The organism is Haloferax gibbonsii ATCC 33959, from assembly GCF_000336775.1.
GTDB lineage: Archaea > Halobacteriota > Halobacteria > Halobacteriales > Haloferacaceae > Haloferax > Haloferax gibbonsii.
In genome coordinates, this window is the sequence record NZ_AOLJ01000019.1 from 142739 (window position 1) to 162953 (window position 20215).

The 20215-nt window shown below is 67.5% G+C and carries 21 protein-coding genes and 1 other RNA gene; 10 read left to right on the plus strand and 12 right to left on the minus strand.

Annotated features, from left to right (window positions below):
- Positions 1 to 90 precede the first annotated feature (90 nt).
- Complete coding sequence (locus tag C454_RS20795) at positions 91 to 261, minus strand: hypothetical protein (protein WP_004976435.1); 171 nt, start codon at positions 259 to 261, stop codon at positions 91 to 93.
- A gap of 304 nt (positions 262 to 565) precedes the next feature.
- Here C454_RS20795 and C454_RS13290 point away from each other — a divergent pair, with 304 nt between their 5' ends.
- The 4 genes from C454_RS13290 to C454_RS13305 all read left to right on the plus strand — a co-directional run bounded on the left by C454_RS13290 (position 566) and on the right by C454_RS13305 (position 4365).
- A complete protein-coding gene (locus tag C454_RS13290) occupies positions 566 to 889 on the plus strand; it encodes a hypothetical protein (RefSeq protein WP_004976436.1) in 324 nt (107 codons plus the stop codon).
- An 88-nt stretch (positions 890 to 977) separates the two neighbouring features.
- On the plus strand, positions 978 to 2756 hold the full coding sequence (locus tag C454_RS13295) for a nitrite/sulfite reductase (protein WP_004976437.1): 1779 nt from the start codon (positions 978 to 980) through the stop codon (positions 2754 to 2756).
- Positions 2757 to 2841: 85 nt separating this feature from the next.
- On the plus strand, positions 2842 to 3126 hold the full coding sequence (locus tag C454_RS13300; RefSeq protein ID WP_004976438.1) for a DUF6360 family protein: 285 nt from the start codon (positions 2842 to 2844) through the stop codon (positions 3124 to 3126).
- Positions 3127 to 3444: 318 nt separating this feature from the next.
- The gene (locus tag C454_RS13305) at positions 3445 to 4365 is read left to right on the plus strand and encodes a DMT family transporter (protein WP_004976439.1); all 921 of its coding nucleotides are present in this window, start codon (positions 3445 to 3447) and stop codon (positions 4363 to 4365) included.
- A gap of 44 nt (positions 4366 to 4409) precedes the next feature.
- Here the strand turns inward: C454_RS13305 and C454_RS13310 are convergent, their stop codons facing one another.
- Entirely contained in the window at positions 4410 to 5357 is a 948-nt protein-coding gene (locus C454_RS13310; RefSeq protein ID WP_004976440.1) for a DMT family transporter, read from the minus strand.
- A 202-nt stretch (positions 5358 to 5559) separates the two neighbouring features.
- Here C454_RS13310 and C454_RS13315 point away from each other — a divergent pair, with 202 nt between their 5' ends.
- Both C454_RS13315 and C454_RS13320 read left to right on the plus strand, forming a co-directional pair.
- Positions 5560 to 6048 (plus strand): Lrp/AsnC family transcriptional regulator, encoded by a 489-nt coding sequence (locus C454_RS13315; RefSeq protein ID WP_004976442.1) that lies wholly within the window; start codon positions 5560 to 5562, stop codon positions 6046 to 6048.
- Between the two features lie 44 nt (positions 6049 to 6092).
- Positions 6093 to 6368 carry a hypothetical protein gene (locus tag C454_RS13320; protein WP_004976443.1) on the plus strand — a complete coding sequence of 92 codons (276 nt, stop codon included), beginning with the start codon at positions 6093 to 6095 and terminating at the stop codon, positions 6366 to 6368.
- A gap of 16 nt (positions 6369 to 6384) precedes the next feature.
- Here the strand turns inward: C454_RS13320 and C454_RS13325 are convergent, their stop codons facing one another.
- Entirely contained in the window at positions 6385 to 8493 is a 2109-nt protein-coding gene (locus C454_RS13325; protein ID WP_049905173.1) for a PAS domain-containing sensor histidine kinase, read from the minus strand.
- Between the two features lie 242 nt (positions 8494 to 8735).
- Here C454_RS13325 and C454_RS13330 point away from each other — a divergent pair, with 242 nt between their 5' ends.
- Together C454_RS13330 and C454_RS20800 are read left to right on the plus strand one after the other, a co-directional pair.
- Positions 8736 to 9110 carry an SHOCT domain-containing protein gene (locus C454_RS13330; RefSeq protein WP_004976445.1) on the plus strand — a complete coding sequence of 125 codons (375 nt, stop codon included), beginning with the start codon at positions 8736 to 8738 and terminating at the stop codon, positions 9108 to 9110.
- Between the two features lie 195 nt (positions 9111 to 9305).
- A complete protein-coding gene (locus C454_RS20800; protein ID WP_004976446.1) occupies positions 9306 to 9446 on the plus strand; it encodes a hypothetical protein in 141 nt (46 codons plus the stop codon).
- Positions 9447 to 9495: 49 nt separating this feature from the next.
- Here C454_RS20800 and C454_RS13335 read toward each other — a convergent pair whose 3' ends face one another.
- Positions 9496 to 10728, minus strand: coding sequence for an MBL fold metallo-hydrolase (locus C454_RS13335; protein WP_004976447.1), 1233 nt, complete (start codon positions 10726 to 10728; stop codon positions 9496 to 9498).
- Positions 10729 to 10813: 85 nt separating this feature from the next.
- On the opposite strand from C454_RS13335, the gene C454_RS13340 reads away from it, so the two are divergent.
- Positions 10814 to 11176 carry a hypothetical protein gene (locus tag C454_RS13340; RefSeq protein WP_004976448.1) on the plus strand — a complete coding sequence of 121 codons (363 nt, stop codon included), beginning with the start codon at positions 10814 to 10816 and terminating at the stop codon, positions 11174 to 11176.
- A gap of 91 nt (positions 11177 to 11267) precedes the next feature.
- Here C454_RS13340 and C454_RS13345 read toward each other — a convergent pair whose 3' ends face one another.
- The 4 genes from C454_RS13345 to rnpB all read right to left on the minus strand — a co-directional run bounded on the left by C454_RS13345 (position 11268) and on the right by rnpB (position 14783).
- Positions 11268 to 12500 carry a digeranylgeranylglycerophospholipid reductase gene (locus C454_RS13345; protein WP_004976449.1) on the minus strand — a complete coding sequence of 411 codons (1233 nt, stop codon included), beginning with the start codon at positions 12498 to 12500 and terminating at the stop codon, positions 11268 to 11270.
- A 235-nt stretch (positions 12501 to 12735) separates the two neighbouring features.
- Positions 12736 to 13047: a hypothetical protein gene (locus tag C454_RS13350; RefSeq protein WP_004976450.1), complete on the minus strand. Its 312-nt coding sequence runs from the start codon at positions 13045 to 13047 to the stop codon at positions 12736 to 12738.
- Between the two features lie 100 nt (positions 13048 to 13147).
- Positions 13148 to 14266, minus strand: a complete 1119-nt coding sequence (locus C454_RS13355; protein ID WP_004976451.1) for a zinc metalloprotease — start codon at positions 14264 to 14266, stop codon at positions 13148 to 13150.
- Positions 14267 to 14351: 85 nt separating this feature from the next.
- Positions 14352 to 14783, minus strand: an RNA gene (gene rnpB / locus C454_RS13730) — RNase P RNA component.
- Positions 14784 to 14933: 150 nt separating this feature from the next.
- Here rnpB and C454_RS13360 point away from each other — a divergent pair.
- Positions 14934 to 15536, plus strand: coding sequence for a TIGR00296 family protein (locus C454_RS13360; protein WP_004976452.1), 603 nt, complete (start codon positions 14934 to 14936; stop codon positions 15534 to 15536).
- 88 nt (positions 15537 to 15624) lie between these two features.
- Here the strand turns inward: C454_RS13360 and C454_RS13365 are convergent, their stop codons facing one another.
- The 4 genes from C454_RS13365 to C454_RS13380 form a co-directional block, all read right to left on the minus strand.
- On the minus strand, positions 15625 to 16782 hold the full coding sequence (locus tag C454_RS13365; protein WP_004976453.1) for a nicotinate phosphoribosyltransferase: 1158 nt from the start codon (positions 16780 to 16782) through the stop codon (positions 15625 to 15627).
- 90 nt (positions 16783 to 16872) lie between these two features.
- Positions 16873 to 17190: a hypothetical protein gene (locus tag C454_RS13370; RefSeq protein WP_004976454.1), complete on the minus strand. Its 318-nt coding sequence runs from the start codon at positions 17188 to 17190 to the stop codon at positions 16873 to 16875.
- Positions 17191 to 17226: 36 nt separating this feature from the next.
- Positions 17227 to 18657 (minus strand): Hvo_1808 family surface protein, encoded by a 1431-nt coding sequence (locus C454_RS13375; protein WP_004976455.1) that lies wholly within the window; start codon positions 18655 to 18657, stop codon positions 17227 to 17229.
- Between the two features lie 45 nt (positions 18658 to 18702).
- Positions 18703 to 20148, minus strand: coding sequence for an Hvo_1808 family surface protein (locus tag C454_RS13380; RefSeq protein ID WP_004976456.1), 1446 nt, complete (start codon positions 20146 to 20148; stop codon positions 18703 to 18705).
- Positions 20149 to 20215: the final 67 nt, after the last annotated feature.

The window sequence follows — 20215 nt, forward strand, 5'->3', positions numbered from 1 at the left end:
CGGCAAACGAGGGACGGCCGGGGCGGGGATACGCCGACGCCGACCGATTACGGGCGGGCGGTAGATGGTCAGCGGCCGGTCGACGGGCGGTTACTCCTCGCGGGACTCCGAGAGGTGCGACCAGATTTCGGTACAGCCCGCACCGTCTTCGAGGTCTTTGAGGTGAGCCGTGGGGTCTTCTTCGTCTACCTCAGTCGACGACTCGACCTCGGCGTCGGCCTCGCGGTCGCGTTCGGGTTCGAGTTCTGCCTCGCCGGTCATGCGTCGCCCTCCCGTGACGGTTCGAACAGCTCTGGGGCGACGTCGGCGGAGGCGTGTTGTCGGACGGCGGTGCGGTGGTCACTCATCACCACCACGTACCGGGCGGACCCGCATAAGGGAATCCGCACCTGTAATGTGTACCCCCACTCCCGGCTACCGGAACGGGTTGCCCCTACCTCTGACGGCCGATTTCGGCCACAATCGCACGACTACGCCGGAACGACCGCCGGAACGCGCGTCGCGCTCCCCCGCGGGGATTGCGGGCGTCGCCCCGCATAGGTAGCCGGAGCGCGGAGGGTGAGGTATGAGCGTCTCCCTACGCGTCCTCGACGACGGGGCGTGGGTCTCCGTGAACGACGCCAGAGAAGTGAGCGTGAGCGAACTCTGGCGGCTCGACGACCCGTCATTCTGTGGGTGCGAGCTTCCCGACTTCGTCGTCGAGAACGTCCTCGACGTCGGCGCGGACGGCAGAACCGTCTCCGCGAAGGTGTACGGCCAGTGCATCGCCTGCGGCCACGCGGGCGTGCCCGGCTGGGTTCCGGTCGGGAGGCTCCGCGAGGGCGAATTCGTCGATATCGACCGCGAGCGGGTTGTCCTCCCGGTTCGACGCGGCGACGACGACGAATAGGCAACATTCTCCGCTTTTGGGCAGCACCGGGAAGGGTTGACGGTACGCTCGGGGCCTTACGTGGGCACGTATATGGACATTCATACGAATGCCCACGGACGTCGAACGCTGGAAGTCGGAGGTCTACGGTAACGAGATACGAGAGCACCTGCTCGAATTCGCCGAGCAGGGCTGGGACACCATCCCGGAAGACGAGCGAGACGCCTGGTTCGAGCGCTTCAAATGGTGGGGCCTGTACCACCAGCGCAACGGCCAAGAGAGCTACTTCATGATGCGCATCGGGACGCCGAACGGCGTGCTGACGCCCGGCCAGACCGAAGTCGTCGCGGAAGTCGCCGACGAGTACGCCCGCGGCCCGGCCGAGAACCCCATCTTCGGCAACGGCTACGTCGACTGGACGACCCGCCAGTCGATTCAGCTCCACTGGATCAAACTGGAGGACATCCCGGAAATCTTCGAGAAGCTCGAATCGGTCGGTCTCTCGACGCAGCAGGCCTGCGGTGACTCGTGGCGGAACATCGTCGGCTGCCCCGTCGCCGGCAAGGACAAACACGAGCACGTCGACGCGCTCCCCGTCGCGATGGAGCTCAACGAGACGTTCAAAGGCAACGACGACCACTCGAACCTCCCGCGGAAGTGGAAGGTCTCCATCACCGGCTGCCGCGAGGGCTGCGGACAGGGCGACATCAACGACCTCGCGCTCGAACCCGCGACCAAGGAGATAGACGGCGAGGAGACGAAGGGCTTCAACATCCGCATCGGCGGCGGCCTCTCGCGGAACGAGCCGCGGCTCGCCCGCGACATCGACGTGTTCGTGACGCCCGAGCAGGCCGCCGAGGTCTCGGGAGCCATCTCCGCGCTGTTCCGCGAGAACGGCGACCGCGACAACCGCTACAACGCCCGCATCAAGTTCCTGATGGACGAGTGGGGCGCGGAGAAGTTCCGCAACGTCCTCCAGGAGGAGTTCGTCGACTTCGAACTGGAGACCGCCGGCGAAGACCTGCGCTCGGAGTACTCCTACAACTCCGGCTACGCCAACGGCGGCCACGCCGACCACGTCGGCATCCACGAGCAGGCCGACGGCAACTACTACGTCGGGCTCAACGTCCTCGTCGGCCGCATGGGCGTCGACGAGACGAAAGAGCTCGCCCGCGTCGCCGACGAGTACGGCTCCGGCGAGGTTCGCGTCACGCAGCGCCAGAACGTCATCATCACCGACGTGCCCGAAGAGAAGCTCGACGCGCTGCAGGACGAGGAACTCCTCGACCACTACTCGCCCGACCCGCACCCGTTCATGCGCGGCTCTATCGCCTGTACGGGCACCGAGTTCTGTTCGCTCTCCATCGTGGAGACGAAGAACCGGCAGGTCCGCTACGCCCGCTGGCTCAAGGAGAACGTCGAACTCCCCGCGGGCGTCGAGGACTTCCACATCCACCTCTCGGGCTGTACGGCCTCCTGCGCCCAGCCGCAGATTGCGGACATCAGCCTCCGCGGCATGAAGACCCGCAAGGACGGCGAGCCGGTCGAGGCGCTCGACATCGGTCTCGGCGGCGGTCTCGGTGAGAACCCCAACTTCGCCGAGTGGGTCACCCAGCGCGTCCCCGTCGACGAAGTTCCGGGTGCCATCAAGAACCTGCTCGCGAACTTCGAAGCGCGCCGCGAGGGTGACGAGACGTTCCGCGAGTTCGTCGCCCGGACGGACGAGGAGGACCTCGCCGAACTGGTCGAACCCGAAGAGACCAGCTACGAGGACCCGATGATGCACAACACGAAGCGCACGTGGTACCCCTACGCGGAAGACGACTCGATGGACGCGAGTCCCGCGCCGACCCACGCCGACGGCACGCCCATCACGAGCGACGACTGAGCGGGCCCGTCTCGGGACCGACCCGCGTCGGTGACGACTCGCCGCCGCGCTACCTATTTACGACGACACCATACACTACTCACAGATGCCAGACCGAATCCTGAAGGTCAACGCCTACACGACGCTGGACCTCGTCGACGCGTCGGCGACGGGTCACGACTTCGAGGAGTCGGCGTTCGCGGTGTGCAACGTCACCTCGCCGCGGAAGCACCCCGACGAGATTACCCTCGAACTCGAACTCGACTGGACGCAGCTCGACGCGCTCCCGCCGCACGCCGACAAACTGACGCTGTCGCCCGAGGAGGCTCGAACCCTCGCGGCCGACCTCGAAAAGCACGCCGACCGCGTCGAAGCCGAACAGCGCGACTGACCGCGGCCCCCCGATTTTCGACGACCGTTCGACGCCCCGAGCGGCGCGACCGCCCGCGCGATCCCGACGGTTCGTGGCAACACCACCCATGAGAACTTCTATCCCGATTTAGTCAACGAATCGTGTGAATCCGTGTCTCGAATGTTAGAATTGTGTTGCAACAGAGCCAATCGTTAGACATATGACTTCGGAACCCGCAGGATGTATTGTGATACAGACGACGCCCTTACGCCGTCCACGCACCGAGCGTCGACCGCACTCCACCTCCCGCGCTCACCCGGCGAATCGAACGCCGGCCACAGCGCGGGGGGTGGTGGCGTGAGCCGTCACCGGACCCTCGTCCTCTTCGTCGCGGCCGCGGTGCTGTTCGGCACCTCCTTCGTCGGCATCAAGGCCGCCATCGGCTCGGTCCCGCCGGTGCTCTTTGCGGCCTTCCGCGTCGACGTCGCCGCCGTCGTCCTCCTGACGCTCGTCGCCGTCCGCGGCGGCTACTGGCTCCCGCGGACCCGCGCGGACGCGCTCGGCATCCTCGCCAGCGCCGCGTTCGTCCTCGGAGCGAACAACGTGTTCCTCTTCCTCGGCCAGCAGCACGCGACGACGGGCGCGGCCGCCGTCATGTACAGCATCATGCCCGTGGCCTCCCCGGTGTTCGCCGTCTTGCTCCTCGACGACGCGCGCATCTCCGCGGTCGACGCCGCCGGCATCCTGCTCGGACTCGTCGGCGTCGTCGTCATCGTCGGCCCCGAGAGCGTCCTCGGCGGCGGGAGCGTCGGACAGGCGCTCATCGTCTGTTCGGCGCTGTCGGTCGCCTTCGGGACTGTGCTGCTCAAGCGCGTTGGCCCCTCTATCGGAACGCTCCCGCAGACCGCGTGGGCGATGGCGGCCGCCGCCGTCGGCATCCACGCCGCCAGCCTCGGTCTCGGCGAATCAATCGCGCAGGTCGCGTGGTCGCCGGAACTCGTCGCCGCGATTCTCTACGTCGGCATGCCCGCGACCGCCGCGGCCTACCCGGTCTACTTCGCGCTCCTCGCGGAGGCCGGCCCGGTCCGCGGCAACCTCGTCGCCTACGCGATGCCTGTCGTCGCCACCGTCACCGGCTGGGCGTTCCTCGGTGAGTCCGTCTCGCCGGCGACCGTCCTCGGCTTCGGGGTCATCCTCTCGGGGTTCATCTTGGTCCAGCGCGACAGCGTGGCCCGGGTGGTCGGCCTGCGGGGAAGCGTCCCCGCGGAAGCTGAATAAGCGAAGAGAACAGCATAGAACAGAACTCGAAACGCGGACCGATTTCAGGCCGCGACCCGCCGCCGGACCGCGACGGCGACCGACACCAGCGTCTCCTTTTTCATCGCCGCGAAGCCGAAGAAGATGGCTCCGAAGCCGACGAGCGCCGTCGTGTCGATGACGTGTCCGAGGAGCGCCCAGCTCATGAGCGCCGCGACCACGGGCTCGACGTAGCCGATGAGGTTGAGTTCGGTCGGCCCGAGGCGGTCTAAGAGTTCGAAGTAGAGGAGGAACGCCACCGCGCCGGAGACGAGCGTCAGGTAGAGGAACGACGCGATGCCGGCGGGGGCGAACTCGATGGTCGAAAGCGACTCGCCGCGGACGAGTGCCCAGCCGTGAAGCAGGACACCGCCACCGAGCATCGACCACGCCTGCATCGACTGGACCGGGAGGTCGCTCCGGAGCGGGCGGGTGAGGACCGCACCGAGCGCGAACGACACCGCCGCGAGGAAGATGAGGACGATGCCGAGTCCCTGCGCCGACCCGGACGACCCCGAGAACGCCGAGACCGGGTCAGCCACGAGCACGGCACCGGCGAACCCGGCGAGCAGCCCGAGCGTCCCGGTCTTTCCCAGCGACCCCTCGGTGAGGATAACGGAGGCGAAGACCGCAGTCAGGATGGGCGAGAGGCTGATGATAATAGAGGCCACCGCGCCGGGGACGTGTTCCTGTCCGAGGTAGAGCAGGCCGTGGTAGGCGGCGATGATGAACACCGCGCCGATGGCCGTCGCGAGCAGTTCGTCTCTGGCCTCGGGTCGCCAGCGGTCGGTGGAGTAGCAGGCGTACGCCAGCATCACGAGCCCCGCGAGTTCGTAGCGGAGCGCGGCGAAAGAGAGCGTCGGGAAGAACTCCAAGCCGACCTCGATAGCGACGAACGAGGTGCCCCACATCGCCGCGAGCGCGACGAAAAGCAGGGGCGTCGTCGGAATGTTTCTCCAAGTGGTTCGCGTCATGGTCGAATCTGTTTCAGTTCTCAGAGACGCGTCTTGTTAAATCCTTCTACAAGAGATTTGTTTTGAATTGAATTTTAGAGGAAGAATTCTGGGTTTTGCTGATCTAAAGTTTCTATAATTCGTGATAGTTCGAGAGCGAGAGAGAGGTGGCGAAAACGGCGGACAGAACAAGGACTTACGTCACCGACCGCAACGAGAGGGTATGGACGAACGCGACGTGCGCCTGTTGAAGGCCATCGCGGACCTCGGGACGGGCAGTCCCGAGAAGCTACACGAAGCGACAGACATCCCTGTGTCGACCATCCACTACCGCCTGAACAACCTGAAGGACGACGGCGTCATCGAGAACGACCTCTACGACATCGACCTAGAGGCGTTCGGACTCGGCGTCACCGTGGTCGTGGAGGTGCTGGCGGACTACAGCGGGTCGTACGAGGAAGTCGGGAACAAACTGCTGGAGATAGAGGGCGTCACGCAGCTCTACTTCACCATGGGCGAGACGGACTTCATCGTCGTCGCCCACCTCGCGGACTCCGACCGCGTGGAGCGCCTCATCAGCGACTTCGAGGCGACGCCGGAGGTCGAGCGGACGAACTCGACGTTCGTCATCTCCGCGATGCGCGACAGCCACCGGGCGCTCCAGAGCTACACGCTGGAGACGCTCCTCGACGAGCTCGGCATCGAGGACTGAGAATCGGCCGGGGACGTATCACGGTTCGTCGCGTACTATCGACCATGTCGAACGACGTGCGAACGTGGCTGGTCGAACGGACCTACTCGGACGACGAACAGAACATCATCATCCTCGTGTACGCGACCACCGACGGGACGCGCTACCACCGCAAAGAGCGCTCGCTGACGAGTTTCGAGTCCGACGTGCGCGACACCTACGCCGCCGTCGACGTGCCCGAGGACGAACTGGGCCGCGTCTCCGACGAGGAGACGAGAGCGGCGTACGCGGCCGCCGCGACCGAGATGGCCGAGTCGCACGAGCCGACCGACACGGTCTGAGAGCGTCGCGGTCGGCTCAGTCCGCCGACGCGAGCGGGAGCGAGACGACGACGACCGTGCCGGTCGGCTCGTTGTCCTCGAAGTGAATCTCGCCGCCGAACGAGTCGACCAGTTGGTGGACGAGGTAGAGTCCGAGGCCGGTGCCGGTACTCTCCAGTCCCTTTTCGCCCTTCCCGAAGACGACCGACTTCCGCGCGTCGGGGATACCCGAACCGTCGTCGGCGATGCGGATGACCGCCATGTCGGCGTCGTCGTCCACGGTCGCCGAGACGGTGACGACGGTGCTGCCGTCGTTGTGCTGGACGGCGTTGTTGAAGAGGTTACCGAGCACCGACGCGATGAGCGGGTTCGCGCGCACCGCCACGTCGGGTATCTCGCCGTCGACCTCGAACGTCGCGTGCGGGAACGCCTCGCGGCGGACCGCGAGTTCGCGCTCGACGGCGTTCACGAGCGACATCGGGCGCGTCTCGACGCCGCCGCCGCTCATCGTCTCCATCAGGTCGCGGGCGACCTCGGTTATCTCGATGGTGTGGCGACCCGTCGAGAGGATGCGCGAGAGGATGTCCGCGCCCTCTCCGTCGACGTGTTCTCGGAGTAGCTCCGCCCAGCCGACGACGACGGCCATGTCGTTTCGGATGTCGTGGCGGACGATTCGGTTGAGCGCCTCCAGTTCGGCGTTCGTCCGTTCGAGTTCGCGCTCGCGGGTGCGGCGGGCGGTCACGTCCTGAATCGTCCCTCTGAGCGCCGCCACGCGCCCGTCGCGGATGACGGGCTCGCCGCGGGTGCGGACCCACAGCTCAGACCCCTCCGCGGTCACCAGTCGGTACTCGTCTTCCCACGGGATGCCCTCGGACCGACAGCGGTCCAACAGCTCGCGGACCCGGTCTCGCTCCTCGGCGGCGTAGAACTCGATGGCGTCGTCGACGTTCGGCTCGTAGTCGAGCGGCACCTCGTGGATGCGCTTGGTCTGGTCGGTCCACGCCAGCGTGTCGGTCGTGAGGTCGAGCTCCCAGCCGCCGACCTTCGAGATGCGCTGGGTGCGTTCGAGGAAGTCACGGCTCCGTTCGAGTTCGTCCTCGCGCGCCTTCTGCTCGGAGAGGCTCTGGAAGACGATGACGTTGCGGTCGCCTTCGAGGGACGTGATGGAGAACCGAACCGGGACGAGCTCGTCGTCGGGCCGGCGAATCGCCACCTCGCCCTGCCACTTGCCGTCGGCTTCGAGCGCGGGCGGAATCGTCTCTCTGAGCCGTTCGAGCTCCGACTCGTCGTGGAGGTGATTCCAGCCCGTCCCGAGCATCGACTCGGGGTCCGAGTAGCCGCAGATGTCGGCCGCGGTCTCGTTGACGTACGTGTGCCGGTCGTTCTCGGTGATGGTGACGCCGGCGTCGACGGCGTCGACCGCGCCCTTGAACGCCTCGAGGTCGCGTTCGCGCCGGCGCTCTTCGGTCACGTCCTCGACCGTCGAGATGAGTCGGTCCCGCCCCGATATCTCGGCGACGGTGAGGCTGACGCGAATCCAGACGGTGTCGCCCGACGCGTTCTCGATGGGCCACGTGAAGACGGACCCGCCCTCCTCGCGGGCGGTCTCGACCTCGTCGAGGGCGCGTTCGTCGTCGTAGCCGGGGAGGTCCGCGGTCACGTGCGTCGGACTCGTGTCGATGACCGCCGCGCGGCCGACGCCGAGGATGTCCAGGTAGTGCTGATTGATGTCGACGAGTTCGAGCGTTTCGAGGTTTCGAACCGCGAGACCGACGTTGACGGCCTCGAAGAGCGCGCGGTGGTCGAGCGAGCCGACGGTGTTCCGGGCGGCGTCGTAGACGACGCGGCCGAGGTTGTCGAGGTCGTGTTCGTCGGGGGCGGGCCGCTCGAACGAGACGAGCGGAACGCCGTCGACCCGCAGCTTCGAGACGAGCGGCTGACCCTCCGAGTCCGTGATCCCAGTGGAGACGACGAGACAGTCGATACGAGCGCGTTCGAGTTCCGCGTGGACCGCGTCGAGGTCGTCGACGGCCGAGACGCGGACGTCGGTCGTCGCGTCGCCGATCGAATCGGGGAGCTCGGTCGCGAGACGCTCGCGAACGGCGGCGTCCTCGCTGACGACGAGGACAGTCAACCGACCAGGCATACCGGCGAGAAGAGAGCGAGGTTCAAGTATGAACCGACAGCTGTCGGTTCGGAATCACGAGCCGCGGTCCGACCGACCGTCGGACTCGCCCGCGTCGAAGATTCCAAAGTTCGGGCGAGGAGAAACCGACGAAATCGAACCTTCATCCCCCATCGGACCCGAAGCGTCGAAGCGACAATCGACCTAAACGTGGAGCGCGTACTGACACCTGTGGGGCGGACACCACCGCCTCGGTGAACACCATGACGACGACAAACGACTCGACGCGACTCGCGGGCATCGTCCTGCTCGCGCTGGCCGCGCTGTTCGCGCTCCCCGTCCTCTTCGGGATGGCCGGCCTCGGCGGCGGCATGCCGATGGGGTGGGGCGGCGGCTGGATGCACGACACGTGGATGCACGGCGGAACCGGCGGGACCGTCCCGTGGTGGATGTGGGGGATGGGACTGTTCGGCCAACTGCTCGTCCTCGCGGCCGTCGTCGGCGGCGGCGTCCTCCTGTTCCGCGCCCTGCGCGGCGGGAGCGACGACGCGCTCGACGAACTCCGCCGGGCCTACGCCCGCGGTGACATCGACGACGAGGAGTTCGACCGCCGCCGCGAGCGACTCGAACGCGACTGACGCGTCGAAACTCGGGACAGTCGCCGCGTTGCAGGCGAAACGAAGGGGTTCGGCCGGATAGCGGTCGGCGAAAGGCGGTCGGCGAAAGGCGGTCGGCGAGAAGCGGTCCCGGGGAGTCGGCGCGCGGCCGCCTCCGTCGGAGAGAGTGCGCACGCCGACCGCAACGACTATAATTATTTAGGCCAACCTAAAACCATGAGTTCGGATTCATCCGATGGGTCGTTCGGTTCGTTCCTCGGTCGCTTTCGGTCGCGGCGAACGCGACTTCGCGTTTCCGCGTGCGTCGCCGCGAGCCGGTCGATAGCGGTCCCGGAGACGGACGACGAGCGCGACTGAGCGCCGGAGACGGAGACGTCGGGTCGCTCCGCGCTGGTCGCCGCGCGCCTCAGACCTCGACCGTCGCTCCGATTTCTGGAGCCGCGGCCTCGTAGCCGTCGGCCCGGAGTTCCTCGGCGAACGTCGCACAGCGGTCGCCGTGGTTCACGAACACCGGCGCGCCGCGGTAGTCGTCGAGAAACGACAGGAGCCCGTGCCGGTCGGCGTGGGCGGAGAAGTCGTACATCTCGGCGCGGGCGGCCACGGGGACGACCCCGCCGTTGAGTTCGCACCGGCCGCGCTCGACCAGTTCTCTGCCCGGCGTCCCCTCGACCTGATAGCCGGTGAGACAGATTTTGTTCGTCGGGTCTCGCCGAATCTCGGGGATGTACGTCATCGCCGGCCCGCCCGAGAGCATCCCGCTCGTCGTCACGATGACCGAGTTCTGCCGGGCGATGCGCTTTCGCTGACCGTCTCGACCCGAGACGATTCGCGCGTTCGACTTCGCTCGCTTGAGCGCCGCGGCGTCGCGGACGTAGTCGGGGTGGTTCCGGAGCATCCGCAGCACGCGCGTCCCCATGCCGTCGACGTAGCAGTCGATGTCGTGGGCGTCGAGCACCATGAGAATCTCCTGGGTCCGGCCGATGGCGAACGCGGGGACGACGACGGTGCCGCCCTCCCAGACGGTCGTCCGCACCGACTCCACGAAGCGCTCTTCGACGGTCGCGCGGTCGTCGTGTTCCACGTCGGAGTAGGTGGACTCGCAGATGACCACGTCGGCGTCCGGGCGGTCGGTCGTGCCCGAGACCAACCGCTGGTCGTCGGTGTGGAAGTCGGCGCTGTAGAGCAGACGCGTCTCCCCGTCGTCGACGAGGACGTGGGCGCTGCCGGGGATGTGCCCCGCGTTGTAGAACGTGACCTCGTGGCCGGCGGCCTCGAACGGCTCGCCGTAGTCGTGGTGTTCCGACTGCTGGGTCATCCGCCGGACGTGCGTCTCGGTGAACGGGCAGTTGTAGCTCCCGCCGTGGAGTTTGAGCGTGTCGCGCGCGAGCGTCCGGGCGAGTTCGTCGGTCGGCGGCGTCCAATGGACCGCCGGCCAGTCGTCGCCAGAGAGGAGCGAGGGGACCGTCCCGACGTGGTCGAGGTGGCCGTGCGAGACGACGACGGCGTCGGGGTCGACGGAGCCGACGGGGAACTGCGGGGGGTTCCCGGTCAGCATCCCGTAATCGAGCAGCAGCGAGTCGTTGACGAGAATCGCGCTGCGCCCGACCTCCTCGGCCCCGCCGAGGAACTGGAGTTTCATTGCCGGCAGTACCGACCGGAGGGGCTTTTGCTCGTCGGTCCCGCCGCACTCGACGCTTTTCACGCCGGCCGTCGTCTCCCGAGGTGTGACCGGCTCCGACCCCGAATCCGACCGCGGTGGCGACGACCTCGAACCAGACACCGAGGCCGACCGCGACGACCTCGACCGACTGGTGACGACGCTCCACGACCGACTCGCCGCGACGGCGACCCGGCCCGTCCGCGAGGAGGCGAGCCGGTGGCTCGGCGAGGCGGAGGCCGTCGCGGGCGACCTCGCGGTCGGCCCGCTCCCGGACGACGAGGTGGTTCGGAGGCGACTCGGCCACGTCGAACACCTGCTGTCGAACGTCGGCGAAACCGAAGACGAGGCGGCGGACGAACACGTCGCGTCGGCGCGGGCGGCGCTGGCCGACGCGCTGGCGACGCTCGGTGACGGCGGCGGCGAGTGAGTTTGGGGAGACAAAGAGAGGCGAGACGGGAACCGCGAGAGATACACAGCGAAGCGCGGGGACCGAAAGAAACGCGCGCGCTTCCCGGCGCTCAGTTCGAGAACCACTCCCTCGCGGTCGACGCGAGGATGGAGAGGTCTTCGAACTTGAGCATGCGGAACATGGCGAGGGGACTGCCGCCGTTGGCGGCGTCCAACTGCTCGTTGGGGAGGCGATGGAGGTCTTCGAGCAGTTTGTCGTAGCGCTCGTTGGAGGCGCGGTAGAGCATCTCCGTCATGAACAGACGGTTTTTGACCTTCGGCGCGACGCGCTCGTGCCACAGTTGGTCGTAGATGGCGAGTTCGGACGCGGAGGTGTCGCGCTCGGAGTTCGTGAGCGCGCGGTCGGCGGTCGCCGCCGCGACCCGGCCCGAGCGCATGCACTTGTCGATGCCCTCGCCCCACAGCGGGTCGACGGTCGGCACCGTGTCGCCGATGGCCATGAAGTTGTCCGTGCTCATGCGGCCCGGAAGCTGGATGTGCGCGGAGCCGCGGTGCTGTTTGCCCGCGATGCGCTCCGCGTTCGCGAAGCGCGGGTCGGTGTCGAGCCAGTACTGGAGGTAGTCGTCGATGGTGTAGCCCGACTTGGCGTTGTGGCGGTGTCCCTCGTTTTGGATGTAGCAGACGCCGACCTTCGCGGTGTCGCCGCCGGTGTGGAATATCCACGAGTAGCCGCCGGGCGCGATGTCGTGGTCGAGCCGAAGCATCATCGCGTCGGTGAGGTCGCCGTAGCCCTCGGGCGCGAGGTCCATGCCCTCGAACTCGAACTCGATGCCGATAGCCTGCTTCTGTCGGTTGAGATCGCACACGTCGAGGGCCTTGGCGAGCGGCGCGCTCGGTCCGGTCGCGTCGATGACGATGTCGGCGTACACTTCTTTGTCGCCGTTGTACCGGACGCCGACGATTTCGCCGCCCTCCATGATCGGCTTGGAGACGCGCGCGTCGAAGCGGTACTCCGCGCCGTCGGCTTCCGCCTCGTCGACGAGCCAGTTCTTGAAGTCCGCGAACTCGAGGACCGCACCGGGCTGGTGCCGGTAGTAATGGTGGTTCGGGGACTCCAAGACGACATCGTCGGTGAAGTTCATCACGACCTCGTCGGGGATGTTGAACGAGGCCATCGCCGACGGGAACGTCCCGGCGGTCGACTTGTTGCTTCTGGAGGGGAACTCGTCTTCGGACTCGGTTTCGAGGACGCACACGTCGTAGCCTCGGGCGGCGAGGTCTCGTGCCGCCTGTCCACCTGCAGGGCCCGCGCCTGCGATAATCACGTCGTAGTTGTCTGTCATTGTAGAGTAGGCATCACCGGTAGGGTTGGTCGTACGCGTTACACACCCTTTCTGTAACAAGCGTGTAATCTGCTTTGGTTTTGAACGGTCGGAAATACGGGGGCGTTCGGCGTATTCCGACCGCTCAAAGGCGACAGATACGGCGGAGAGACGGCGGACGATGGAGGGCGCGACACGTCGCTCGACACGGGGAGAGACGGTGGCAAACGCGGCCACGGCGCGGCTAAAACTCGGGTCAGGCTTTCGGGATGCGGCGGACTTGGAACTCGCGGTAGCCGCCGTAGGCGGCTTCGAGCGCCCCGAGCCACCAGTTCCAGCGCGTCGCGGGGCCGCCCTCCGGCGCGTCGCGCATGTTCCGCACGATTTCGTCGCCCGTGAGCGCCGCGCCGCGGTCGGCTTCGGCCTGCCCCGAGTCGGCGAGGTCGCGGGCTTGACGCGCGACGACCCGACGCTCCGCATCGGTGCCGCCGAACTCGGCGAGCGCGTCGCGGAACGACTCCTCGTCGAAGGCGGCGTGGGCGTCACCGTGCCTATCGGTGGGAATCACGACTGCTCCTACGGGGGCCGTCCCAAAGAAGGACTCGGCCGATTCGACCGGGCGAGAACCGTCGTTTTCGGCGCGAAGCGCGCCGGCGCGGGCGACGGCGCTACGTCCACCACTCGCTCCGGCGCTCGTTGTACGTCGCGTTCCGGAACGGCTCTGGCTTTTCGTCGTCGGCCTCCGCGCCGAGGTAGTGTGCGGTCCAGTAGCCGACGTGCCAGCCGACGGCTTCGGTGTCGAGGTCGACGAGGATGACCCGATAGCTACCGTACGTCTCTAACGCGCCGTCGCCGTCCGGGTCGTAGCCGCTGACGGCGGCACAGGAGACCGCGCCCGGGGCGCACGGCGAGGAGTCAGCAAAGGAGATGCGAACCTCGGCGTCCGCCGGGTCGTCCACGTAGGTGTAGGTGAGGTTGTCGGGCATCCCCGGCGCGCCGTCGGCGAAGTAATCGAGGGCGTGACGGACCTGCTCGCGGGCCGCGTCGGGGTCCGAGGCGTTCGCGTCGTCGACGTAGACCGTGAAGTTCGGGTCGTCCCACGGGAACGCCTTCTCGGTCGCGTTCGTCCGCGGGAGCGTGTAGAGGATGCCCGTGGCGTTCATCAGGGCCGCGGGCTCGTCGCCGTGGGCGAGACCGAGCGTGTGGCCCAGTTCGTGTTCGATGATTTCGACCGTCGAGTCGTCGCTGAACCCGGTTCGGATGTAGACGGTCTCGGGGCGGTCAATCTGCCGGGCGTCGGTGATGTGCGGCGCGCAGCCGACCGCGTCGGCCTGTCCGCTACACTCGGGGATGGTGTCGGAAAAGCGGACCACCATGTCCGGGTCGCGGGCGTCGGCGTCGACCTCGTAGTCGACCTCGTAGCCGAGGTACCGCGCGTCGTTCGCCTCCCAGAACGTCGTCGCCTCGCTCACGAGCGCGGCGTAGTCGCGGTCGTTGGCGGCGGCCTCGACGGCGACGACGACCGGCTCGGAGCCCCACGGACCGTAGCCGGAGGCGGGCGTGAACGTCTCTGTCGGCTCGGCTGTCGGCTCGGGCGTCGGCGACGCGGTGGGCGTTGCAGTCGCGGTCGCTGACGGAGCCGTAGTCGAGACTGCGGTCGACGGCGTTTCGGTGGTCGCCGCGGTCGGAGCGGTCGTCGAAGTCGTCGCGTCGTCTCCCGGCGACACCGGCGCGGCACAGCCGGCGAGGACGACGAGCGCCGCGACGAGGAGGGTCGAACCGCGCATACCGAGACTGCGGTGGCGAACGGTCAAGAGCGTTTCCCGACGCCGCGACCCGACCGACGGCGCGGCCGCTCGGGCGTTCGAAAGCGGCTGAGAGGAGTAAGCCCCCTTCTGTTCGTCCCAGCATTCGGCTCAGCGTCCGCGTCCTTCTCGGGGCGAGCCCCGAGGGCGCGACGGGCGAACCCGACGCGCCGTCCGAACTACCTTCGCGGCGCGGACTTGCACCGGTGAGGATTCGCCGTTCCATCCGTTCTCGACCGTCAGAGATGGCGACGCCATCTCACTCCCTCTGCGGGTTAACTCCCTTCCCTTACGGGTCGGTTCGCACGCGGACGGGTCTCCCGTCCGCGCCGGCGACGGCGGAGCCGTCGCGCGCGCATCATCGGTCAAGTCGAGCGGTCTCGTTTCTGTTCCAGCGCCAGCCGTCTCCGACTCCGGGCTTGCGCCCGGTCACCCGTTCGGACGGTGGGGGGACTTTCCTCATGCCCGTCTCGGGCACGGGAACTGGGCTCTCTCTGCCGACCTACCCTAGTCCGGTCGGTCGGATAAGCGGTTCGATTAACGGGGTCATACGCGGGTTTAGTCGCCCGTTATGTGGCACCGATTCTACATAACAACCCGATAACATTCGAGGGAAGCGTTGAAGTCACCACAGGACTTGAATGATAATATGTCCGAGGCGCAGACCGTACACCTCACCTACGAGGATGGGGCGCGGGCGGTCGAACTAGCGCGGGAATCGGTCGAATCGTACGTTCTTCACGGACAGAGAGAGCAACCGGGCAGCATGCGCGACGCATTTTACGCCCGAACCGGGGCGTTCGTCCGCATCAAGTCGACACGTGGGCGCGGTCGACTGCGGGGCTGTGCGGGCGCGTATCGGGGGAAAGACCAGCTCGGTCACGCCATCGTCGACGCGGCCATCAAGGCCGCGTCGGGCGACTCGTGCCAAACCGAAATCGAAGCACCCGAACTCCCGAATCTGAACATCTCTGTTTGTATCGTCAACAATTACACGCTGACTAACGACCCAGTCGCCGACATCGAACTCGGCACGCACGGGGTCGCCATCGACGCCGGCGGCACCCACGGCTGGATGTACCCGACCCTGCCCATCGAGCTCGGCTGGTCGAAAGAGGAGTTCCTCACGAACGCCTGTCGCAAGGCCGGCCTGTCGCCGCTGGCGTGGCAGGACGACGACACCATGATCACCCTGTTCGAAGGGCAGGTCTTCCGCGAGCGCGACGACGGCGGGAGCGTCGAAGCGCTGTAAGTCGTCGCGGCGACGACTCGACTCCTTGGGGGGAGAACCGAACTGGCGAGCGACGGCTTCGAGCGTCGCCGCAAAACGAGAACGCGTCTTACTCGTCGCCGAAGCCGACCAACTCGGCGTCCTCTCTGGCCCGCGTCGCGGCCGCGTCGATGTCGAACTCGAACTCCGAGACGACCTCGCCGTCGCGGATGAGCGGTTCGAGGAGCGCCTCGCCGTCGGTCGGGCCGGGGCGTCCGCGGAGGCCGACGTGGTGGCCGCCGTCGGCCGTGCGGTAGACCTCCTTCACGCCGGAGAGCTTGCCCCGCTTGGCCGCGGGTTCGCCGTCGACTTCGACGATGTCGAGCGCGAAGTCCACCGGGTTGGCGTTCGAGATGTAGCCGCCGACGCCGAACCCCTCGACCACGTCGCGGAGGTGCCGGAGTTCCGCCGGGCCGAGGCCGCCGCTCACGAAGATGCCCACGTCCTCGTGGCCGCGGGCGTCGAGTTCCCAGCGGACCTCCCGGACGATGTGTCGGAAGTCCCCCCGCCGCGAGGACGTGGTGTCGAGGCGGACGCTGTCGAGGTCGTCGCCGAGCGTCTCGACCGCCTGCAGCACCTCCTCGGTCTCGTCGCCGTAGGTGTCGCAGAGAGCGACCCGCGGCACGTCCTCGTCGACGGCCTCGTCGAAGGCGCGGAACGCCTCCGCCTGGTTGCCGCGACCGAAGGCGATGAGGAGCGCGTGGGGCATCGTCCCCGACGCCTCCTTCCCGAGAATCTCGCCGGCGGCGACGTGCGAGAAGCCGTCGAGGCCGGCGACGAGGGCGCTCCGCTCGACCATCGCGGCGATGGAGGGGTGGACGTGGCGCGCGCCGAACGAGAGAACCGTCGAGTCGGGGGCCGCCGTGCGGGCTTCGAGGGCGGCCGTCGCACAGCCCGAGGCGTGCGAGAGGAAACCGAGCAGCGAGGTTTCGAGCCGAGCGAACTCGAGGTAGTCGCCCTCGATTCGCATCACCGGACCGCCGTCGAACAGCAGGCCCTCGGGCATGGCGTCGACGTCGATATCGCGGTCGGAGAGCAGTTCGGCGGCGTCTTTCACGCCGGCGAACAGCTCGAAGTCGCCGTCGGGGAACTGGTCGGCCGTCACCTCGGCGACGACGCGGGGGTTCTTGCCCGCGTGTCGGAGGGTCGCCTCGGTCCGCTCGAAGTAGGCGTCGGTCGCGACGCCCTCGCGGATGGCCTCGGGACCGACGATATCGAAGTCACTCATTGGCGCGGATTCCACCCGGCCGATGAAAAAGGTGTATAATCGGTCACGTGCGTCGAAGAGGAATTTTCTTCACCGCGATGGACGGGCCGATCAGCAAACGAGGATGCTCGTGCGGTAGGTGGTGTCGTCTTTTTTCACGTATCCATTGCCGACACTCCACCGACGGTCGTCAAAGCCCGCGGGAGACTCGGAAAGCGCGTCGTCGAACAGCGCTTGCTCCTCTGGCGAAAGCGAGTCGTACGGAACGACGTCAGCGTCCGCAGGAACGTCGTCGGCTGGGTCGACTCCCAGAGACTGACCGCAACTGTTCGACCACGGAACGAGCGTTCCGGTGGCGAAGAGGAAGACGACGACGAACAGGACGAGCGAGAGGGAGACGATAGCGAACAGACCGAGCCGACGGGGCATACAACCTAATGTCAGTTATGACACAAGTGCTTTCTCCTACCTCTGACGGTGAACCTCGTCTAACCGCTCCACCGTCGGCGCGTTGACGACGGTGACGGTGTCGCCGTCTCTCGTCACCCGGTAGGCGTCCGCGAAGGGGCCGTCGTCGACGAGGTAGGTGTTCTCGCCCGCGTACGACCCGCCGAGGCGGAGCTTCAGCGTGTAGGTCACGTAGGCCCGCTCGAACTGCTCGGCGTCCGCCTCGGAATCCCAGACCGTCTTCCAGACGTAGCCGCGCTCGTGCGGGTTCGCCTCGTAGGTCTCGTCCGACGCCGGGCGGTAGGGAACCACCGCGTCGCCGGCCCAGCCCTCGGAGGGACCGGCCGTGTAGTTGTACGGCGAGTACGCGCCGGTGTCCTGTTGGAGTCGCCCCCGGTCGATGGCGCGGTGCTTCCAGAACGTCGCGAAGATGGACGCCTCGCCGACCGTGTCGGCGACGGGGTCGGTGTCGTAGCGCGTCCACGCGGCCGACGAGCGGTCTTCGACCGTCACCTCGACGGGGCGCTCGTCGGGGTATCGCTTCGGGTGGAGCACCTGCTCGGTCGAGGCGGGGCGGTCGGCGTAGGCGTCGTCGACGGCCGCCCAGCCGCCGCGCTCGCGCAGGTCGGCGACGAACGTCGGACCCTCGCTGTAGGGCGCGTAGATGGTCAAGAAGACCGGGTAGTCGTACGACCCGCTTCCCGAGCCGCTGGCCGGCGGCCGGGGGACGCACTCCCAGTCGGTCTCACAGCGCTCCTCGTACAGTCGGTCGACGTAGCGGGCGTCGCCTTCGACCAGTCCGTTCTCGGCGAGTTGGGCGTCCTGCGTCGGCGGCGAGCCGTCCAGCCCGAAGTGCTGGTCCTGCAGGGCGTGGTGGAGTTCGTGAGCGAGCGTCCGCCGGTCGATGGTCGGTCGGTCGTCGTCGCTCACGAGGACGATGCGGTCCTCCGAGGGCGAGTAGTAGCCGAGCACCGCGCCGCCGTACAGCTCGTCGAACACCTCGTCGATGGTCCGGTCCTCGCCGACCAGCAGGAGCGCCTCCCACACCTGGTCGTTCCAGTCGCTGTGGACCGGGTCTGCGGGCTCCTCGGACTGGTTTCGGTACTCGGCGCGCGAGATGACCTCGACCGGCACGGACTCCTCGAACTCCAGTTCGCGCACGACCTCGACGCGGGCCATCGTCCGGGCGACGAACGCCTCGCGCTCCGTCGCGTTCAGGCCGTCGGACTGGTTGACCGCGATGGACTCGTTGTACCAGTAGCCGGCCTCCCAACCCAGCCGGTCGGTCGGCGGGTCGTCGGGCCACGCCCAGTCCTCGGCCGGGTCCGCGGTCCCGTCCGCGTCGTTGGACGCGTCTCCCGCGGCGTTCGGGTCGGAGACGGGGGCGGCACAGCCCGCGACGACGAGGAGAAGGGCGGAGAGAACGGCGGCGAGGCGGCGGCGATTCATAGCGGATGCAGGGGCGGGAGACGAAAAAGCGTCTCGGCGCGGGGGTTACGACGCGAGTCCCGGCCGAATCTCGTCCACGTCGGCGGGTGCCGGCCCGTTGACGATGACGACGCGGTCGCCGGTCCGGACGACCCGGAAGGCGTCGTTGAACGAGCCGTCCTCGATGACGTAGATGCCGTCGTCCCGCTGGGTGGCGTCGTTGGCGCTGAGGATGTTCAGGTAGGCGTCGTGGAACTCCTGTGCGTCGCCGTCGGTGTCCCACTCGGTCACCCAGACGTAGCCGTACTCGGTCTCAGCGCCGGCCTCGTTGCGGTAGGGGAACAGGCGGTCGTTCGCCCACCCGTTCGACGGCGCGGCGTCGTAGTTGTACGTGTCGTACCGCGAGTTCGTGTCGAGGATGGACTGGACGCGGACGGTCTGCGCGCCGGACGTGCGGGCCTGATACCAGAACATCGAGAACATCGACGCCTCGCCGACCGTGTCGGAGCCCTCGACGCCCTGTTCGGGGAAGGTGGTCCAGCCGTTCGTCCCCTCGTCGGCGAAGGAGATGGGACGGGGCGACTCGTCGGTCACGTGGATGGTCTGTTCGGTGGACGCCGGCGGGTTGCGCAGGGCGTCGTTGACGGCCTCCCAGCCGCCCCGTTCGTACAGGTCGTGGACGTAGACCGGACCGTCGGAGTACGGCTGGTAGATGGTGAGCAGGATGCCGAGGTTCGGACCGCCGCCGCCCGACCCGCCGCCGGAGCCGCCCGCGGCGGGCGTGACGACGCAGTCCCACGCGCCGGCGTCGCACTGCTCGACGTACTGCCGTTCGACGTACTTGGCGTCGCCCTCGACGATGCCGTCGATGGCGAGGTCGCCGTCCTGCGTCTCGCCGCGGAAGCGGGCGTCGGTCAGGTCGAAGTGCTGGTCCTGCAGGGCGTGGACCAGTTCGTGGACGAGCGTGGCGTTGTCGATGGTGGGCTCGTCGGTCGAGTCGGTGACGATTTTGATTTCGTCGTCGGACGGCGAGTAGAAGCCGAGGACCGAGCTCCCGGTCGTCTCGGAGATGGCGCTCGCGCTCCCGGTCGACTCGCCAGTGATAAACAGCGCCTCCCACACCTGGTCGTTCCAGCGGTTGAACTCGGAGTCGGCCGAGCCGGAGCCGCCGGCGTTGCCGCTGCGGTAGTCGGCGCGGGAGATGACGTCCACGGGGACGCGTTCGTCGAACTCCAACTGTCGGATGTGCTCGACGCGGGCCATCCCGCGGGCGACGTACGCCTCCATCTCGGACTCGTTGAGGCCGTCGGACTGGTCGACGTCGATGGCCTCGTCGTACCAGTAGCCGTCCTCCCAGCCGAGCACGTCCCGGTCGGGGTCGGCGAATCCGTCTCTGTCCGGGTCGGGCGTCGCGGGCGGCGCGTCGCCGCCGGGCGCGGCCGTGGGGGCGGCACAGCCGGCGAGAACCAAGAGTAGGGCGGCGAAAACGGCGCGGAGACCGGTCGTTCGCATATCGTACCCTTGGACTCCGGAGTGAAGTACCTTGTCGGGTTCGGGCGTCGAAACGGGCCGGCGCGTA

Coding starts and splice junctions, on each gene's coding strand:
- C454_RS20795 (WP_004976435.1), bottom strand. CDS start 261: ATGACCGGCGAGGCAGAACTCGAACCCGAACGCGACCGCGAGGCCGAC.
- C454_RS13290 (WP_004976436.1), top strand. CDS start 566: ATGAGCGTCTCCCTACGCGTCCTCGACGACGGGGCGTGGGTCTCCGTG.
- C454_RS13295 (WP_004976437.1), top strand. CDS start 978: ATGCCCACGGACGTCGAACGCTGGAAGTCGGAGGTCTACGGTAACGAG.
- C454_RS13300 (WP_004976438.1), top strand. CDS start 2,842: ATGCCAGACCGAATCCTGAAGGTCAACGCCTACACGACGCTGGACCTC.
- C454_RS13310 (WP_004976440.1), bottom strand. CDS start 5,357: ATGACGCGAACCACTTGGAGAAACATTCCGACGACGCCCCTGCTTTTC.
- C454_RS13315 (WP_004976442.1), top strand. CDS start 5,560: ATGGACGAACGCGACGTGCGCCTGTTGAAGGCCATCGCGGACCTCGGG.
- C454_RS13320 (WP_004976443.1), top strand. CDS start 6,093: ATGTCGAACGACGTGCGAACGTGGCTGGTCGAACGGACCTACTCGGAC.
- C454_RS13325 (WP_049905173.1), bottom strand. CDS start 8,493: ATGCCTGGTCGGTTGACTGTCCTCGTCGTCAGCGAGGACGCCGCCGTT.
- C454_RS13330 (WP_004976445.1), top strand. CDS start 8,736: ATGACGACGACAAACGACTCGACGCGACTCGCGGGCATCGTCCTGCTC.
- C454_RS20800 (WP_004976446.1), top strand. CDS start 9,306: ATGAGTTCGGATTCATCCGATGGGTCGTTCGGTTCGTTCCTCGGTCGC.
- C454_RS13335 (WP_004976447.1), bottom strand. CDS start 10,728: ATGAAACTCCAGTTCCTCGGCGGGGCCGAGGAGGTCGGGCGCAGCGCG.
- C454_RS13345 (WP_004976449.1), bottom strand. CDS start 12,500: ATGACAGACAACTACGACGTGATTATCGCAGGCGCGGGCCCTGCAGGT.
- C454_RS13355 (WP_004976451.1), bottom strand. CDS start 14,266: ATGCGCGGTTCGACCCTCCTCGTCGCGGCGCTCGTCGTCCTCGCCGGC.
- C454_RS13360 (WP_004976452.1), top strand. CDS start 14,934: ATGTCCGAGGCGCAGACCGTACACCTCACCTACGAGGATGGGGCGCGG.
- C454_RS13365 (WP_004976453.1), bottom strand. CDS start 16,782: ATGAGTGACTTCGATATCGTCGGTCCCGAGGCCATCCGCGAGGGCGTC.
- C454_RS13370 (WP_004976454.1), bottom strand. CDS start 17,190: ATGCCCCGTCGGCTCGGTCTGTTCGCTATCGTCTCCCTCTCGCTCGTC.
- C454_RS13375 (WP_004976455.1), bottom strand. CDS start 18,657: ATGAATCGCCGCCGCCTCGCCGCCGTTCTCTCCGCCCTTCTCCTCGTC.
- C454_RS13380 (WP_004976456.1), bottom strand. CDS start 20,148: ATGCGAACGACCGGTCTCCGCGCCGTTTTCGCCGCCCTACTCTTGGTT.